Here is a 15,859-nt window from a genome sequence, read left to right as displayed (position 1 = left end):
CTGGACGCAAGCCAGAGCAGACTTGCCCTGACTGCCTTAGTTACGGGACAGCGCCGCACAAATGCCCGATTGATGTGGGGATCACAAGCGCGCAGGAAGTTGCCGGCGCCGACTTTTCATCTTTCGCCCGCTCGTCTACCAGTGGACCTATGTTGAGCCGACCCCGACCGTTAATTGGCAAAGCGATCTCACTCAGCCGAACCGCGCGCGGCTTCGCGACGATTCTGCTGGCCGCCACCGTTGCTTTATCGAGCTCGGTCAGCGCCTTCGCGCAGGGCGTGCCGGTGGTGCGCGACGCCGAGATCGAGGCGCTGGTGCGCGATTATGCCCGGCCAATCTTCAAGGCGGCCGGGCTTGCCAATGACGGCATCGACATCGTTTTGGTCAACGACCAGAGTTTCAACGCCTTCGTCACCGGGCGGCGGCTGTTCATCAACACCGGCGCGCTGGTGACCGCCGAAACGCCGAACGAGATCATCGGCGTCATCGCGCATGAGGCCGGCCATATCGCCGGCGGCCACCAGGAGAAATTGCGCGACCAGCTCGACCGCGCCAAGACCATGGCCATCATCGCCACGCTGCTCGGCGCCGGCGCCATGGTGGCCGGCGCCACCACCAACAGCCGCGGCCTTGCCGGCGCCGGCATGGGAGTGGCCGCCGGCGGCGGCGAGATGGCGCAGCGCTCGATCCTGGCCTATCAGCGCACCGAAGAGATCACCGCCGACCGTTCGGCGATCACCTATCTGAACGCCACCGGCCAGTCCGGCATGGGCATGCTGAAGACCTTCGCCCGCTTCCAGAGCGCTCTCTCGCTCGCCGGCACCCAGGTCGATCCCTACCGGATCAGCCATCCGATGCCGCAGGAGCGCATCGCCAACCTCGAAGTCCTCGTCAAACAAAGCCCCTTCGTCAACGCTGTCGACCCGCCGGCACTGCAGCAGCGGCACGACATGATGCGCATCAAGATCGCGGCTTATATGCAGGGCCAGGCAGCCGTCGCGCGGCTGATGCGCAAGAACCCGACCAGCCTCGCCTCGCGTTACGGCGACGCGCAGCAGACCTATCTTTACGGCAATCCGGGCGCGGCGCTCGCCAAGACGGCGGCGCTGATCAAGGAACAACCGAAGAACCCCTATTTCCACGAACTGCGCGGCGATATCCTGATGAAGGTCAACAAGCCGAAGGACGCGGCGGACGCCTACGCCAAGGCGGCCAGCCTCGATCCCGCACGCTCCGGCCTGCTGCTGGTTTCGGTCGGCCAGTCGCTGATGGCGGTCGGCACGCCCGATTCGCTGAAAAAGGCTGTCACCCAGCTTAACAACGGCGTCGCGCGGGACAGGGAGAATTCCGAAGCCTATCGTTTTCTGGCGCAGGCATATGGCGAGCTCGGCGACATTCCGGCTGCCGATCTTGCCACCGCCGAGGGTCACTATTATGCGGGCGACTACAAAAACGCTAAGATCTTCGCCATGCGCGCTCAACAGAAATTGAAGCGCGGCGAACCCCGCTGGGTCCGGGCGCAGGACATTATAAACTACACGCCATCGAACAAACTCAAATGAACCTCCCGGGCCCTGGCGGCGACCAAGGCGGACCGGAACCGGCAAAAGGAACGACGATATGAACAAGGCAATCCTGCTTGGCAGCGCCGGCGGTCTGGCGGTGGCGCTCGGCATGCTGGCTTTCGGTTTCATGGCGGGAAACCCGCAGCCCGCGAGGGCCGACACCGTGCAAGTCGCCCAGGTCACGTCTTCCACCGATACCAAGGCCTCCGCCGATACCAAGATCGATCGCAAGGAGGTCGAAGGCATCATCCGCGATTATCTCTTGAAGAATCCGGAAGTTCTGCTCGAGGTGCAGGACGCGCTCGAGGCCAAGCAGAAGGAAGAGCAGCGGCTCGCGGCGCTCGGCGTCATCAAGAACTCCAAGGACGAGATCTTCAACTCGACCTTCGACGGCGTCGTCGGCAACCCGAAAGGCAAGGTCACGATCGTCGAGTTCTACGATTACAATTGCGGCTTCTGCAAACGCGCCATCGAGGACATGCAGGCGCTGACCAAGTCCGATCCGGACCTGCGCTTCGTACTCAAGGAGTTCCCGATCCTCAGCCCGGATTCGCAGAAGGCCAGCGTCGTCTCCATGGCGTTCCACCTGATGCATCCGGAGAAGTATCGTGAATTCCACACCGCGCTGCTCGGCGGCCAGGGTCGCGCCACCGAGGCGACCGCGATCAAGGTGGCGCTTTCGCTCGGCGCCGACGAGGCAGCGCTGCGCGAGAAGATGAAGGACCCGCGCATCGCCGAAACGCTCTCGCGCACCTATGATCTTGCGACGAAACTGTCGATCACCGGCACGCCGTCCTATGTCGTCGGCAACGAGGTGATCTTCGGAGCGCTCGGCCAGCAGGTTCTGGCGGAAAAGATCGAAGAGGCAAAAAGCGCGCTCTAGGCGCGCCCGCGGCGTAAAAGCCGGCCGCTGTGGACAGCGAAAGAACGCACTTGCGCTCTTTTCGCGGGCGGCTATGCCCATTATAGAGGCCCAGTGCGCCGGCTTGGGGTCGGCGCAGAACAAGGTCGGCATATTGAAAACGATTTTCGTCCTCAACGGTCCCAATCTCAATGCGCTCGGCAAGCGCGAGCCGGGGATTTATGGCGGCAAGACGCTTGCGGCCATCGCCGAGGACTGCAAGGCGGCCGGCGCCGCGCTCGGGCTCGAGATCGATTTTCGCCAATCCAACCATGAGGGCGATCTGGTCGACTGGATCCAGGAAGCCAGCGAGAAGGCGGCAGGCATCGTCATCAACCCAGGCGCCTACAGCCACACATCGATCGCCATCCATGACGCCATCCGCGCCGCAGCACCGCTGCCCGTCGCGGAAGTCCATCTTTCCAACATCCACGCGCGGGAGCCCTTCCGCCACGTCTCCATGGTCGCGCCGGTCGCTGTCGGCATGATCTGCGGGTTCGGGCCGCTCGGCTACACGCTCGCGCTGCAGGCACTGGCGGCACGCCTGTGACCGACCCCCAAACAGAAGGCTCGAAAATGTCGATAAAAAAGAACGGTGTTGACCAGCAGCTGATCCGCGATCTGGCGGGCATTCTGAACGACACCAATCTGACCGAGATCGAGGTCGAGCTCGGCGACCTCAAGGTGCGCGTCTCGCGCCAGGCGCAGGCCGTCCATGCGGTTGCAGCGGCGCTGCCGGCGCCCGCCGCGGCTCCGGCGACCGCCGCGGCTCAGCCAGCAACGGCAGCCGCGGCCGCCGATATGTCCAAGAACGCAGTGCCCTCCCCGATGGTCGGCACCGCCTATCTGGCACCCTCGCCCGACGCCAAGGCGTTCATCGAGGTCGGCCAGAAGGTCAAGGAAGGCCAGACGCTGCTCATCATCGAAGCGATGAAGACGATGAACCAGATCCCCTCGCCGCGTGCCGGCACGGTGACGGCGATCCTCATCGAGGATGCCCAGCCGGTCGAATACGGAATGCCGCTGGTGGTTCTTGAGTAGAGCCGGGAACAATCAGGAGATGTTCCAGAAAATCCTCATCGCCAATCGCGGCGAAATCGCGCTCCGGGTGCTGCGCGCCTGCAAGGAGCTCGGCATCCAGACGGTGGTCGTCCACTCGACCGCGGATTCCGACGCCATGCATGTGCGGCTTGCCGACGAGAGCGTCTGCATCGGCCCGCCACCGTCCCGCGAAAGCTATCTCAACATCCACCAGATCGTCGCCGCCTGCGAGATCACCGGCGCAGATGCCGTGCATCCGGGCTACGGCTTCCTGTCGGAGAACGCCAAGTTCGCCGATATCCTGGCGGCCCACAACATCACCTTCATTGGCCCGTCGGGCGACCATATCCGCGTCATGGGCGACAAGATCGAGGCCAAGCGCACGGCGAAGCGTCTCGGCATCCCCGTCGTGCCTGGGTCCGATGGCGCGATCAGCGAAGAGAAGGAAGCCAAGCGCGTCGCCGCCGAGATCGGCTATCCGGTGATCATCAAGGCCTCCGCCGGCGGCGGCGGCCGCGGCATGAAGGTGGCGCACACCGAGGCGGACCTCGAAGTCGCCTTGCAGACGGCCAAGTCGGAAGCGGGGGCGGCCTTCGGCGACGACGCCGTCTACATCGAGAAATATCTGCAGAAGCCGCGCCATATCGAGGTGCAGGTGTTCGGCGACGGGGCCGGCCGAGGCGTGCATTTCGGCGAGCGCGACTGCTCGCTGCAGCGGCGCCACCAGAAGGTCTGGGAGGAAGCCAATTCGCCGGCGCTCAATGCCGAGGAGCGTTCGCGCATCGGCGGCATCTGCGCCAGGGCTATCGCCGATCTCGGCTATTCGGGCGCCGGCACGATCGAGTTCCTCTACGAGAATGGCGAGTTCTATTTCATCGAGATGAACACGCGTCTTCAGGTCGAGCATCCGGTGACCGAAGCGATCACCGGCATCGACCTCGTGCATGAGCAGATCCGCGTCGCCTCGGGCGGCGGGCTGTCGGTCAGGCAGGAAGACATCAAGTTCAACGGCCATGCCATCGAGTGCCGTATCAACGCCGAGGATCCGCGCACCTTCACGCCCTCGCCCGGCACGATCACGCATTTCCATACGCCCGGCGGCCTCGGCATCCGTGTCGATTCCGGCGTCTATTCGGGCTACAAAATCCCGCCCTATTACGACAGCCTGATCGGCAAGCTGATCGTGCATGGCCGCAACCGCGTCGAATGCATGATGCGGCTGCGCCGCGCGCTCGACGAATTCGTCGTCGACGGCATCAAGACGACGCTGCCGCTGTTCCGCGACCTGGTCGGCAATCCCGACATCGCCAATGGCGACTACGACATCCACTGGCTGGAAAAATACCTGGCCAAGGGTGAATAGCACGGGGATGCGATGACCCGCCCCTACGCACCAGGCTATCGCATTCCGACCGACCTGCTGCTTCGGGCTTACGCTTCCGGTGTCTTCCCGATGGCCGAGAGCGCCAACGACCCGGAAGTGTTCTGGGTGCGGCCGGAAACGCGCGGCATCATTCCGCTGGACGGATTCCACACACCGCGCAGCCTGAAGAAGACGATCCGCAAGCATCCGTTCGAGATCCGCTACGACTTCGATTTCGAGGCGACGATCGACGGCTGCGCCGAAAAGCGCGAGGAGCGCCGCTCGACCTGGATCAACGCGCCGATCCGCGAAGCCTATGTCGAGCTCTATCGCCTGGGCCACTGCCATTCGGTCGAAGCATGGCGCGAGGAACGGCTGGTCGGCGGCCTCTATGGCGTCTCGCTCGGACGCGTGTTCTTCGGCGAAAGCATGTTCGCCAGGGAGACCGACGCGTCGAAGACCTGTCTCTACCATCTCGTCGAGCGGCTGAGGGCGCGCGGCTTCGCGCTGCTCGACACGCAGTTCACGACCGAGCATTTGAAGCGCTTCGGCGCTGTCGACGTGCCGCGCGGCCAGTATGAGAAGCTGCTCGCAGAGGCGCTGAAGGGCGAGGCCGTCTTCTATCCTTGAGCCCGCGCTGCCGCCTCGATCGGCGTTTGCGAATGGAACATCATCTTCCAGCCGTCAGCGCGATGGACATAGCCGGTGCTGACGAGGGCAGCATAGGATTCGCCGTTCTCGCGCGTCGCGCGCGCCTCGTAAGTCAGCATGACGATGTCGCTGCCGGGCTCGACCATGCCCTTCAACTTGATGTCGAGGTCGCGCCATCTGTTGGGCTTGGCGGCGGTCTTTGCGAGATCGGCATTGGTCATCGCCTGCGCCATCTGCGGGAACGCCACCAGGCAATCCACATCGGCATTGGCTTCATAGTAAGCGGAATCGCCTGTCCAAAAGCCCTTCTCGATATCGAGAAGCTCCTGCTTGTTGGCCGTGATCGATCTGGTGGTCATCGCAGAATCCTCCTCGCCTGTCGCCGATCTGGAACGGCTCAAAGACGGGCAGGTTCCGAGATCAGTTCGTGTCGGTCGTGTCGTCCGGTGCCGGCGCCGCGTCAGCCGGTTCGGACGCGGCGTCCGCCGGCTGCGCCGGGGCCCTCGGCTTGGCGGCTTCGGTCTTCGGCTTGCCTGCGTCGGCCTTGGCCGCGGTCGGCGGCGGCACGTCCGACTTCTGCTTGCAGCCCTTGAGCCAGACGTCATAGACGGCGTGCTCGACGGCGTTGAGGCCGGGGCTTTCGGCAAACATCCAGCCGGTGAAGATGCGGCGGATCTTGCGGTCGAGCGTGATCTCGTCGACCTCGACGAAGGAATCGGTCTTCGGCTGCTCCGTGTCCGGCCGCGAATAGCAGACGCGAGGCGTCACCTGCAAAGCGCCGAACTGAACGGTCTCGTCGATATAGACGTCGAAGGTGATGATGCGGCCGGTGATCTTGTCGATGCCGGCGAACGCGGCCACCGGATTGGTGATGCGGTCGGAGACCGCAGGTGCCGCGGCCGGCGCCTGCGCGGCGGCGAATACCGCAGTCGAGGCAAGCAGAACGGACGTCGCCGCGATCAGCGCCTTTGAGATGTTGCCGAAAGAGCTCATGCAAAATACCGGTGGTTGCGCCCGGGTGATTCTCTCAACGCCCAAGGCTAGTCATGGCTGCGCAGTCAGCAAGCAGCTAAACGCCAATTGTGGCGACAAAGGACCGAAGCGGCGTCGTGGACGCGGATTACGATCCGGGCGTCCAGGCGTCGTAGTCGCCGGTCACCTGCGGGCGATGCTGGTTTGTCAGGATGGAACCCTGCGGACGATAGGCGCCGGGCGTTCCGGTTAGGTTCGGCCGATGCTCCTTCTGCCACTCGCGCGCCTTGTAGCTCTCGCTCGAGGGAGCGGTGTCGACGCGGTGGTGGATCCAGCCATGCCAGCCCGGCGGGATCTTCGAGGCTTCCGAGTAGTCGCGATAGATGACCCACCGGCGCGTGCGGCCTTCCGAATCGATGCCGCCCTCGTAATAGACGTTGCCGGCTTCGTCCTCGCCGACCCGCTTGCCGAAGCGCCAAGTGTGGAAGCGGGTGCCGAGCGTCTGGCTGTTCCACCAGGTGAAAAACTGCAGCAGGAAAGTCTTCATCCAAATCCTCGCGGCGGCAGCGGCTGCGCCTTTCCCCTGCTTATGGCGTCACGTCACAACGAAGGCAAGGGCTTTGCCACACCCCGAATGGAAATGCCCCATGCGTTCTTGTCTTGATGCATGTCGTCATCCCAGAACCGCTCCACACTTCTGGGCGACATGCATTAATCGATGCAGTTGTCCTGCCGGCGGCAGTACGGCTTGCCAAGCGCCGCCTGTCTTTCTAAAGCTCGGCCCGCCCGTTCCGGGCACGCCTTCAGGAGGTGACGATTGAGCCGGGATCCGTCCGCCGACAGCCGGATCAGCGCCGAAGACATTCGCCGCCGCAAGGGCGGCGTGCCGATCGTTTGCCTTACCGCCTACACCTATCCTGTCGCCCGCCTGCTCGATCCGCATGTCGACCTGCTGCTGGTCGGCGACAGCGTCGCCATGGTTCTGCACGGCCACGCCACCACGCTCGGCGCCTCGTTGGAGATGATGATCGCGCACGGCCAGGCTGTGATGCGCGGCTCGGCCAAGGCCTGCGTGGTGGTTGACATGCCTGCGGGCAGCTACGAGACGTCGGCCGCCCAGGCCGTCGCTTCGGCGCGGCGCATCGTCGGGGAAACAGGCTGCCAAGCCGTGAAGCTCGAGGGCGGCGTCGACATGGCAGCCCAGATCGCGGCGATCGTCGCCGAAGGAATACCGGTCATGGGTCATATCGGCCTGCAGCCGCAATCGGTGGAGAAGGACGGCGGCTACAAGATCAAGGGCCGGACAGACGACAATATCGCAGCGCTCTTGCGCGATGCAGAGGCGGTGGAAAAAGCCGGCGCCTTCTCGGTGGTCATCGAGGGCACGATGGAGGCCGTGGCTGCGAAGCTTACCCGTCACATTTCCATACCGACCATTGGCATCGGCGCCAGTGCCGACTGCGACGGCCAGATCCTGGTGATCGACGACATGGTCGGCATGACTGTCGACCGCGTGCCGAAATTCGTCAAGGAATACGCCGACTTGCGCAGCATGATCGCGAATGCGGCGGCCCGCTACGCCGCCGAGGTGCGCAGCCGTGCCTTTCCTGGCCCCGACCACGTCTTCACGACAGCATCCGGCAAGGACGACACATGAACGCGCCAATCGTCGTCGACAGCGTCGCCGCGCTTCGGACACAGGTCAGGAACTGGCGACAGGCCGGCCTGAAGGTCGCCATGGTGCCGACCATGGGTGCGCTGCATGACGGCCATATCTCACTGGTCAGGATCGCGCTCGAACGGGCCGATCGCTGCGTCGTCTCGATCTTTGTCAACCCGGCCCAGTTCGCGCCGACGGAGGATCTCGACAAATACCCACGCCAGCTGGCGCACGATCTCGACCGGCTTCGGGATGCGGGTGCGCATCTCGCCTTCACGCCGGGCGTAAACGAAATGTACCCCGCCGGTTTCGCCACGAAGATCTCGGTGGGCGGCCCCTCTCGCGGCCTGGAAACCGACTTCAGGCCGAGTTTCTTCGACGGCGTCGCGACCGTGGTAGCAAAACTCTTCCTGCAGGCGGCGCCCGATTGCGCCGTGTTCGGCGAGAAGGACTACCAGCAGCTTTGCGTCGTCAGGCAGCTCTGCCGCGACCTCGACCTGCCGGTCGAGATCGTCGGCGCGCCGACGGTGCGCGACGTCCATGGCCTCGCCATGTCGTCGCGCAATGCCTATCTGGGCGAAGCCGAGCTCGGCATAGCACGCGAGCTCAACGTGATCCTGCGCCGCACCGCGGCGGCGCTTGCGGGCGGCGCGGATGAAACCGGCGCCACCGATGCCGCAGCGAAGTCCCTCGTCTCCGCGGGCTTCCAGAAGGTTGACTATGTCGCCGCGCGCGAAGCCGCGACGCTCAGCTCCTGGCGGAAAGACCGCGACGGCCGCCTGCTGGCGGCCGCCTGGCTCGGCACGACACGCCTGATCGACAATGTGGAAATTCCCTCCGCCTGATCGGACTTTCGTTCGATCAGGCTCGCCGCCTACTCTTCCGACGGCATATGCAGATACATCGACTGGATGCCGACGCGGCCTGGCCCGGTGAAGCGACACCGGCGATGCGCAGCCTTGACCACGCGGGTCGGCGCGATCAAATCAAAACCGCGCGATGAATGGGGGCTCGCCGCCGACCTAGCGGAGCCGCTTCTCCATGATGAGGGCGGGCAGTCCCGAATTGCCGCCGCAATCGGCGGTTCTGCCTGTCGCGCGAAACCCGTTCGCCTCGTAGAAGGCGATCGCCGCGGCATTTGCTTCTTCGACCTCGAGGCGCAGCGTATGCATCTCCGGAAAACTGGCTTCGACTTCATCGAGCAGCGACTGGCCAATCCCCTGCCGCTGGCAGGCCGGATGTACGTAAAGCTGGTTCAAAAGGACGATCTTCGGGTCGGTGGTGGCGGCAGCGAACGCCATACCGCCGAGCCGCTTGCCGTCATCAGCCACCAGGAACTCGGAATTCGGCCGCGCCAGCCGCGCCTTGAGCGAGGCGATCGAATGCCCGTCATCCATGATTTCAGTTACCCGCTTGGTGCCATAGACGGCGTCGTAAGTGGCATGCCAAGTCTCGACCAGCAACGCACGGACGGCTGCGAGATCGCGTTCGCTCGCCGTCCGCACGAACATCGCTAGCCCTCGATGCCGAGCTTGGCCTTGACGAGGTCGTTGACCGCCTGCGGGTTGGCCTTGCCGCCGGTCGCCTTCATCACCTGGCCGACGAACCAGCCGGCCATGGTCGGCTTGGCGCGCGCCTGCTCGGCCTTGTCGGGGTTGGCGGCGATCACCTCGTCGACGGCCTTCTCGATGGCGCCGGTGTCGGTGACCTGCTTCATGCCGCGGCTCTCGACGAGCTGGCGCGGATCGCCGCCTTCGTTCCAGACTATTTCCAAAAGGTCCTTGGCAATCTTGCTGGAGATTGTGCCATCTGAAACCAGTTCGATGATTGCACTGTTGGCTTCGGGAGTGACACGTCCAAGCGCGGTAGTTAATTCCGCGCCCTGAACTTGAACGGTAACTGACTGACTCACCCGTCCAAGATACTCGTTTATCACCCAGTTCGCCGCACGCTTCGGGTCTGTCCCAAAGCTTAGCATCGCGTCAAAGTAGTCGGCGCGCTCTTTCTCGGCAACGAGCACGGAAGCGTCATAAGCTGAGAGTCCTAGGCTTTCAAAGCGTATCTTCTTGTCGTCGGGCAGTTCCGGCAGGTCCTTGGCGAGCGCGTCGACATAGGCCTGGTCGAATTCCAGCGGCAGAAGATCGGGATCCGGGAAATAGCGATAGTCATGCGCCTCCTCCTTGGAGCGCAACGAGCGCGTCTCGCCCTTGACCGGGTCGAACAGGCGGGTCTCCTGGTCGATCTTGCCGCCATCCTCGAGGATGGCAATCTGCCGGCGCGCCTCGGATTCGATCGCCTGGCCGATGAAACGGATCGAGTTGACGTTCTTGATTTCGCAGCGTGTGCCGAATGCGCCGCCCGGGCGGCGCACCGAGACGTTGACGTCGGCGCGCAGCGAGCCTTCGTCCATGTTGCCGTCGCATGTGCCGAGATAGCGCATGATGGTGCGCAGCTTCGTCACATAAGCCTTGGCCTCGTCGGCCGAGCGGATGTCGGGCTTGGAGACGATCTCCATCAGCGCCACGCCGGAGCGGTTGAGGTCGACATAGGACATGGTCGCATGCTGGTCATGCATCGACTTGCCGGCATCCTGTTCCAGATGCAGGCGCTCGATGCCCACCTCGATATCCTCGAACTCGCCCTGGCGGTCGGGCCCGACGGAGACGATCACCTTGCCCTCGCCGACGATCGGCTGCTTGAACTGCGAGATCTGGTAGCCCTGCGGCAGGTCCGGATAGAAATAGTTCTTCCGGTCGAAGACCGATTTATGATTGATCGCGGCCTTCAGGCCGAGCCCTGTGCGGATCGCCTGCTTGACGCATTCCTCGTTGATGACCGGCAGCATGCCCGGCATCGCCGCGTCGACGAGGCTGACATTGGCATTGGGCGCCCCGCCGAACGACGTCGAGGCGCCGGAAAAGAGTTTTGCCTCCGAGATCACTTGCGCATGCACTTCGAGCCCGATGATGATCTCCCAGTCGCCGGTGGCGCCGGGGATCAGGCGTTTTGCGTCGGGGGTGCGGGTGTCGATGATGCTCATGGATGGCCTGCGTACTTAGAATTCGCGATATGCAGAACGCATATTTCGGTGCGCAACTTCGCTAGTGCAAACCGCCCGGCGAGACAAGCGCAAAGCCGCGTACTGGCCTTTTCCGCCACTTTCGCCTAAAAGCATCCACTCCCAATGGAGAGTGGATGTCCACTTACGCTCAGTCCCGGTGGACGCGCGGCGGTGTGGAGAACAGCGCATCCTGCACCTGCTCGCGCAGGGCGGCGCATCGAAATCGAAAAGAACGAAAGCAGGAAGATCGCCTCGGTCCTGTTCCTGACCCGCGACGGCTGGCGCTATCCGGGCTTCGACCTGGAACTCTTTCGCAAACTGAGGCGCAAGAAAGCGGTTTCCTCGACGGATGGCGGCCCTTACCGCATCACCCGACGCGGGCTCGCGCTTGTGCGCGCCGAGCTCGACAATCGCTAATGCCCAATGCCGCCGGACAAAACGCCGGCGGCATCTTTCCGTTTGCTTCAGGCCGTGGCGATGTAGGCCCTGATCTCTTCGGCTTCGCGCTCGACATCCTCGATGCGGCGCTTGACCACGTCGCCGATGGAGACGATGCCGTCGAGCAGCCCGTTTTTCTCCACCGGCAGATGGCGGAAGCGGCCGCGCGTCATGATCTCCATCACCTCGTTGACGGTGTGGTTTTCGTTGCAGATCTTGACCTTCGGCGTCATCGCCGAGCGCACGGGGATGTCGAGCGCGGCGGCGCCCTCCTTGGCCACGACCCTAACGATATCGCGCTCAGAGAGAATGCCGACGATCTTTCGGTCGCCATTGGTGATGACGAGCGCGCCGATCCTGTGCTCGGCCAGCATGCGAATGGCCTCGCTGAGTTTTTCATTGGGCCCGAGCGTGAACACGTCATGGCCCTTGCTTTCAAGAATTGCCTTAACCGTCATGGCGTCCTCCACTGCCTTTGACGCCCCCGGCGCCCTTAGGAAGACACTGGGTGCTTGGGCAACATCGTGCGCCGTGATTGGTTGCATTTCAAGTGCGCCTAAGGACTAGATCAGGAAGGCGTCTCGTTTGAATCGCCATCCTGATCTATCTCTTGTTGGAGCATGATCTTCTCCGAAAACCGGTTCCCACTTCTCGGGATCATGCTCTACGCGGCAGCCAGTGGACGGTCGAAGAAACGCAGTCCGAAAAAGCCGGCGACGAAGCCGCCAATATGGGCTTCCCAGGCGATCTGGCCGTCGATGCCCGGCGCGAAGCCGAGCAGGCCCGTGGCCAGATTGATCACCATCCAAACGCCAAGAAAGGTCATGACGCCGCGCAAACGCAACACCGATGCGACCGGCAGCGGCTCGCCGGCGAAGGCACCCCGGCCCGACGAACGGTCGACGCGGAAGCCGTAGCGCGCGGCCGCGCCCATCATCCCGGAGATCGCGCCCGATGCACCGACGAGCGGCATCTCGCCATAGGGATGCAGTGCCCAGAACAGAGCGACCGAGGCCAGTCCGGTCACAGCGTAGAACATTGCGAAACGTAGCGCGCCAAGACGATTGGCGAGCGGCGAGCCGAAGGCTGCAAGCCAGATCATGTTGATGGCGATATGGGCGAAGCCCCCATGCATGAACGCATAGGTGAACGGACGCGTGAACAAGAACCAGTCGAAGCCGTATTGGCCGGTGTACAGCACCGGAATGAAGGCGCCGTCATAGAGCAGCGTCATTTGCTGCGTTTCGTTCAGCACATATTGCTGCAGCAGATAGACGACCGCGCAAATGCCGATCACGGCAAGCACCACCGGCGGCAGGTTGAACACAGGTTCGCGCCGCCGCGGCTCGGAAGCCTCGTCCGGCAACGGTTCGGTTTCGGTGGGGCTTACGGGCTCGCTCATGCACCCTTGCAGGTCCGGGACTCGGCGTTTTCGACGAGCATGTAGATCACGCGCTTTGGAATCACAAACGGCTAATCGCCACAGCGCCCGCGCAGAAAAAGGCGAATCAGAGAGCAAAGGCCGAATCAAAAAGAAGGCCGTTCAGGTGTTCCCCTGAACGGCCGGTCGAGCCCCCTGCTCCCCATATACTCGTGACTGAAGTGCTGCCGATCGCTGCTGAAACGACCGTTTTGGAGTGGTTTTGATGTGCCACAGGCTTCTGCGGCACGCAATGTAAACCATTTGTTAACCTTAACGACCCCGAGGCGTGAACAAACGTTAACGATAGTGGCACGCATCCTGCTCCGCACCGCATGAAGGTCATCGGAGGGCGCCCTGTCTGTTCGCCGATGGGACATCAAAAGACAGGTTGTGCGGAGCAGGATGGACATGAACGAAAAAGGATCGATCGCGCTGTTCCAATATTGGAACCGGCTGCGTGATGGCCGCCTTGCCCCGAAGCGATCGGAGGTGGAGCCGGCAGACATCAAGTCGCTTCTGGCCGACACCTTCATCCTCGAGCGCGATACGCGTGGCGAGGCGGTGTTCCGGCTCGCCGGCACGAGGCTCTGCGCCTATTATGGCCGGGAGCTCAAGGGCTTCTCCTTCCCTTCGCTCTGGCGCGAGAAGGATCAACGGCTGGTGTCGCGGCTCATGCAGGGCGTTTTCGATCAGAAGTCGGTTCTGCTCATGACCTATGAGGGATTCAGCCGGAACGGCCGCTCCAACAAATTCGAGCTCCTGGCGCTGCCGTTGGACGGCGGCGCCGAGAACCCGCGCTGCCTGGGCATCATCAGCACCGCCGACAAGCCGTTCTGGCTTGGTGCCGACCCGCTCGCCGACGCGCTCATCGATTCGATTCGGGTGATAGACCCCGAGAAGGAGCCGATGTTCCTGAAGAACCGTCCGGCCATCGACGTCCCCTCGCTCGTTCCGACCGAATTCGATGCTCCGGAGACCATTTCGGCGCTCGGCCGCGTGCGTCGCATCCGCCATCTCGTCGTCCTCGACGGTGGGCGTCACGAGTGAGCCCCGCCGTGTGAGGTTTCCCGCCGCTCTCGCTAGATTTTTCAGCGCTGCGCGTGCTCCAGGCCCAGGCTTTTGCGGCCGACTTTTCCCGTTTGTTAACCTGCTTTGCTGTAGCTTTTCGGGCGAAATTCCTCGCATCGTCGCGCGGAATGCCAACCGGGTGTAGGCAGTCATGAGGTCAGCGGCGGTAGAATATGCGCCGTCACGAGCTGAGCGGCGCAACTTCCAGCGTGTCCGCGTCAAAATCTACGGACGTTTCATGCTGGAAGACCGCACCGAGCATCCTTGCCAGGTGATCGATATGTCGCCCGGCAACGTTGCGTTGCGCACGGACCGGATCGGCATGCCGGGCGAGAAGGTTATCGCCTATATCGACCATATCGGTCGTGTCGAAGGCATCGTGACGCGTACGTCGCAGGACGGGTTCGCCATGACCGTCATCGCCTCGGAGCGCAAGAAGGACAAGCTTGCCGCGCAGCTCACCTGGCTTGCCAACAAGCATGAGCTCGATCTGCCCGAGGACCGCCGCCACGAGCGCGTGGCGCCGCGCAATCCGATGAGCGTCCTCCAGCTCACGGATGGGCGCCAGTATCAGTGCCGCATCATCGACCTGTCGCTCTCCGGTGCCGCCATCGAGATCGATGTCAAGCCGGCAATCGGCGTCCAGGTCACGTTAGGCACGATGCGCGGCCAGATCGTGCGCCATTTCGAGGACGGCGTCGCCATAGAATTCGCCGTCATCCAGCGGCCGGAAACCCTGGATCAGGAATTCAACGCGCCGCGGTCCTGACGCAAACCCGCACCGCAAGCGCGAAGCGAGCCGGCCGGTAGCGGCCGGTTTTTTGTTGCCTGATTTTGGCGGGTCGGACGCGGATCGCCAGCGCTATCAAGACCTCACGCGAGCCGGCGAAATCTGAATAATCCGAAATCGCGGTAGTTCAAATTTTATGTTTGTTCTACTGGCGTTTTACTCAATGTCTACTTCGGGTTTTTGCGTCAAATAAATCCCATCGTGGCACAGTCTCCGCAAACGGGGAGACTACAACAATGAAAATGACGAGGGGCAAGCTGTTGCTCTTGGCAATGGCGATGCAGCTTTCCGCCTGGGGTACGGCAAGCGCAGGACCGGCTTTCATGCATACGGGTGGCCGCACCACCCAGCCGGTCGGTCACTACGATTTCTGCCAGCGCATTCCGGTCGAATGCAACGAACGGACGCCGAAGGGTTCGCCGGTCGAGCTGACGCGCAAGCTGTGGGCGACGATGGTCAACGTCAACAATTCGGTCAACACCCGCGTCAAGCCGCGCACCGACATGGAGATCTACGGTGTCGAGGAATACTGGGCCTATCCCGACAAAGGTTATGGCGACTGCGAGGATTACGCGCTGGAGAAGCGCCGTGAGCTGATGGCCGTGGGCGTGCCGGCCGGCAATCTGCTGATGACGGTGGTGCGCCAGCCGAACGGCGACGGCCATGCGGTGCTGACGGTGCGCACCAGCCTCGGCGAATTCATCCTCGACAATCTCGAGCCGAAAGTGCTCGCCTGGAATGACACCGTCTACACCTACCTCAAGCGTCAATCGACGGAGAATTCGGGCGTTTGGGTGACGATCAACGACGGCCGCGACGACGCGGTCGCCAGCGTCCGCTAAGGCGCCAAAGCGATCGGGTACGTCGCCGTGACGCGGCGGCGCGCCCAGGAAGAAAGCCCGGTCGAGCCCCCACCCTCCCCGTCC

Annotated in this window: 18 protein-coding genes and 1 pseudogene; 12 read left to right on the top strand and 7 right to left on the bottom strand. The window is 63.1% G+C overall.

The features are described 5' to 3' along the window. Positions 1-149: 149 nt before the first annotated feature. The 6 genes from LB523_RS27370 to aat all read left to right on the top strand — a co-directional run bounded on the left by LB523_RS27370 (position 150) and on the right by aat (position 5,500). Positions 150-1,562: a M48 family metalloprotease gene (locus LB523_RS27370; RefSeq protein ID WP_224608874.1), complete on the top strand. Its 1,413-nt coding sequence runs from the start codon at positions 150-152 to the stop codon at positions 1,560-1,562. 58 nt (positions 1,563-1,620) lie between these two features. Next, on the top strand, positions 1,621-2,448 hold the full coding sequence (locus LB523_RS27365) for a DsbA family protein (protein WP_140842817.1): 828 nt from the start codon (positions 1,621-1,623) through the stop codon (positions 2,446-2,448). A gap of 133 nt (positions 2,449-2,581) precedes the next feature. Next, positions 2,582-3,016, top strand: a complete 435-nt coding sequence (aroQ, locus tag LB523_RS27360; protein ID WP_095767887.1) for a type II 3-dehydroquinate dehydratase — start codon at positions 2,582-2,584, stop codon at positions 3,014-3,016. Positions 3,017-3,042: 26 nt separating this feature from the next. Beyond that, entirely contained in the window at positions 3,043-3,507 is a 465-nt protein-coding gene (gene accB / locus LB523_RS27355; RefSeq protein ID WP_095767608.1) for an acetyl-CoA carboxylase biotin carboxyl carrier protein, read from the top strand. Between the two features lie 19 nt (positions 3,508-3,526). Continuing rightward, entirely contained in the window at positions 3,527-4,870 is a 1,344-nt protein-coding gene (accC, locus tag LB523_RS27350; protein ID WP_095767609.1) for an acetyl-CoA carboxylase biotin carboxylase subunit, read from the top strand. A 12-nt stretch (positions 4,871-4,882) separates the two neighbouring features. Then, positions 4,883-5,500, top strand: coding sequence for a leucyl/phenylalanyl-tRNA--protein transferase (gene aat / locus LB523_RS27345; RefSeq protein ID WP_224608871.1), 618 nt, complete (start codon positions 4,883-4,885; stop codon positions 5,498-5,500). Here the strand turns inward: aat and LB523_RS27340 are convergent. The 3 genes from LB523_RS27340 to LB523_RS27330 form a co-directional block, all read right to left on the bottom strand. Next, positions 5,491-5,880: a hypothetical protein gene (locus LB523_RS27340; RefSeq protein WP_095767611.1), complete on the bottom strand. Its 390-nt coding sequence runs from the start codon at positions 5,878-5,880 to the stop codon at positions 5,491-5,493. The genes aat and LB523_RS27340 overlap by 10 nt on opposite strands. Positions 5,881-5,941: 61 nt before the next feature. After that, positions 5,942-6,514: a DUF2155 domain-containing protein gene (locus LB523_RS27335; protein ID WP_224608868.1), complete on the bottom strand. Its 573-nt coding sequence runs from the start codon at positions 6,512-6,514 to the stop codon at positions 5,942-5,944. A 127-nt stretch (positions 6,515-6,641) separates the two neighbouring features. Continuing rightward, the gene (locus LB523_RS27330) at positions 6,642-7,040 is read right to left on the bottom strand and encodes an NADH:ubiquinone oxidoreductase subunit NDUFA12 (protein WP_095767613.1); all 399 of its coding nucleotides are present in this window, start codon (positions 7,038-7,040) and stop codon (positions 6,642-6,644) included. Positions 7,041-7,310: 270 nt separating this feature from the next. On the opposite strand from LB523_RS27330, the gene panB reads away from it, so the two are divergent. Further along, positions 7,311-8,150, top strand: coding sequence for a 3-methyl-2-oxobutanoate hydroxymethyltransferase (gene panB, locus LB523_RS27325; RefSeq protein WP_095767614.1), 840 nt, complete (start codon positions 7,311-7,313; stop codon positions 8,148-8,150). Next, positions 8,147-8,998, top strand: coding sequence for a pantoate--beta-alanine ligase (gene panC / locus LB523_RS27320; protein WP_224532344.1), 852 nt, complete (start codon positions 8,147-8,149; stop codon positions 8,996-8,998). Before panB ends, panC begins: the two co-directional genes overlap by 4 nt. Before the next feature lie 177 nt (positions 8,999-9,175). On the opposite strand, the gene LB523_RS27315 is transcribed toward panC, so the two are convergent. Beyond that, positions 9,176-9,664 (bottom strand): GNAT family N-acetyltransferase, encoded by a 489-nt coding sequence (locus LB523_RS27315; protein ID WP_224608867.1) that lies wholly within the window; start codon positions 9,662-9,664, stop codon positions 9,176-9,178. A 2-nt stretch (positions 9,665-9,666) separates the two neighbouring features. After that, complete coding sequence (gene gatB / locus LB523_RS27310; RefSeq protein WP_224608864.1) at positions 9,667-11,193, bottom strand: Asp-tRNA(Asn)/Glu-tRNA(Gln) amidotransferase subunit GatB; 1,527 nt, start codon at positions 11,191-11,193, stop codon at positions 9,667-9,669. A 178-nt stretch (positions 11,194-11,371) separates the two neighbouring features. Here gatB and LB523_RS27305 point away from each other — a divergent pair. Then, positions 11,372-11,631: pseudogene (locus LB523_RS27305) on the top strand (YjhX family toxin). A 47-nt stretch (positions 11,632-11,678) separates the two neighbouring features. Here the strand turns inward: LB523_RS27305 and LB523_RS27300 are convergent. Beyond that, positions 11,679-12,110 carry a CBS domain-containing protein gene (locus LB523_RS27300; protein WP_095767888.1) on the bottom strand — a complete coding sequence of 144 codons (432 nt, stop codon included), beginning with the start codon at positions 12,108-12,110 and terminating at the stop codon, positions 11,679-11,681. Between the two features lie 206 nt (positions 12,111-12,316). Next, positions 12,317-13,054 (bottom strand): rhomboid family intramembrane serine protease, encoded by a 738-nt coding sequence (locus tag LB523_RS27295; RefSeq protein ID WP_224608861.1) that lies wholly within the window; start codon positions 13,052-13,054, stop codon positions 12,317-12,319. A 429-nt stretch (positions 13,055-13,483) separates the two neighbouring features. Here LB523_RS27295 and LB523_RS27290 point away from each other — a divergent pair, with 429 nt between their 5' ends. From LB523_RS27290 to LB523_RS27280, 3 genes are all read left to right on the top strand, one after another. Then, positions 13,484-14,122, top strand: a complete 639-nt coding sequence (locus LB523_RS27290; protein ID WP_224608316.1) for a PAS domain-containing protein — start codon at positions 13,484-13,486, stop codon at positions 14,120-14,122. Between the two features lie 172 nt (positions 14,123-14,294). Beyond that, positions 14,295-14,912, top strand: a complete 618-nt coding sequence (locus LB523_RS27285; RefSeq protein WP_095767620.1) for a PilZ domain-containing protein — start codon at positions 14,295-14,297, stop codon at positions 14,910-14,912. Positions 14,913-15,169: 257 nt separating this feature from the next. Further along, entirely contained in the window at positions 15,170-15,775 is a 606-nt protein-coding gene (locus tag LB523_RS27280) for a transglutaminase-like cysteine peptidase (RefSeq protein ID WP_140842791.1), read from the top strand. Positions 15,776-15,859: the final 84 nt, after the last annotated feature.

It is taken from the genome of Mesorhizobium sp. ESP-6-4 (assembly GCF_020164735.1).
Lineage (GTDB): Bacteria > Pseudomonadota > Alphaproteobacteria > Rhizobiales > Rhizobiaceae > Mesorhizobium.
Note: the sequence above shows the minus strand (reverse complement) of the source record. Positions and strands in the feature narration are given on the sequence as shown.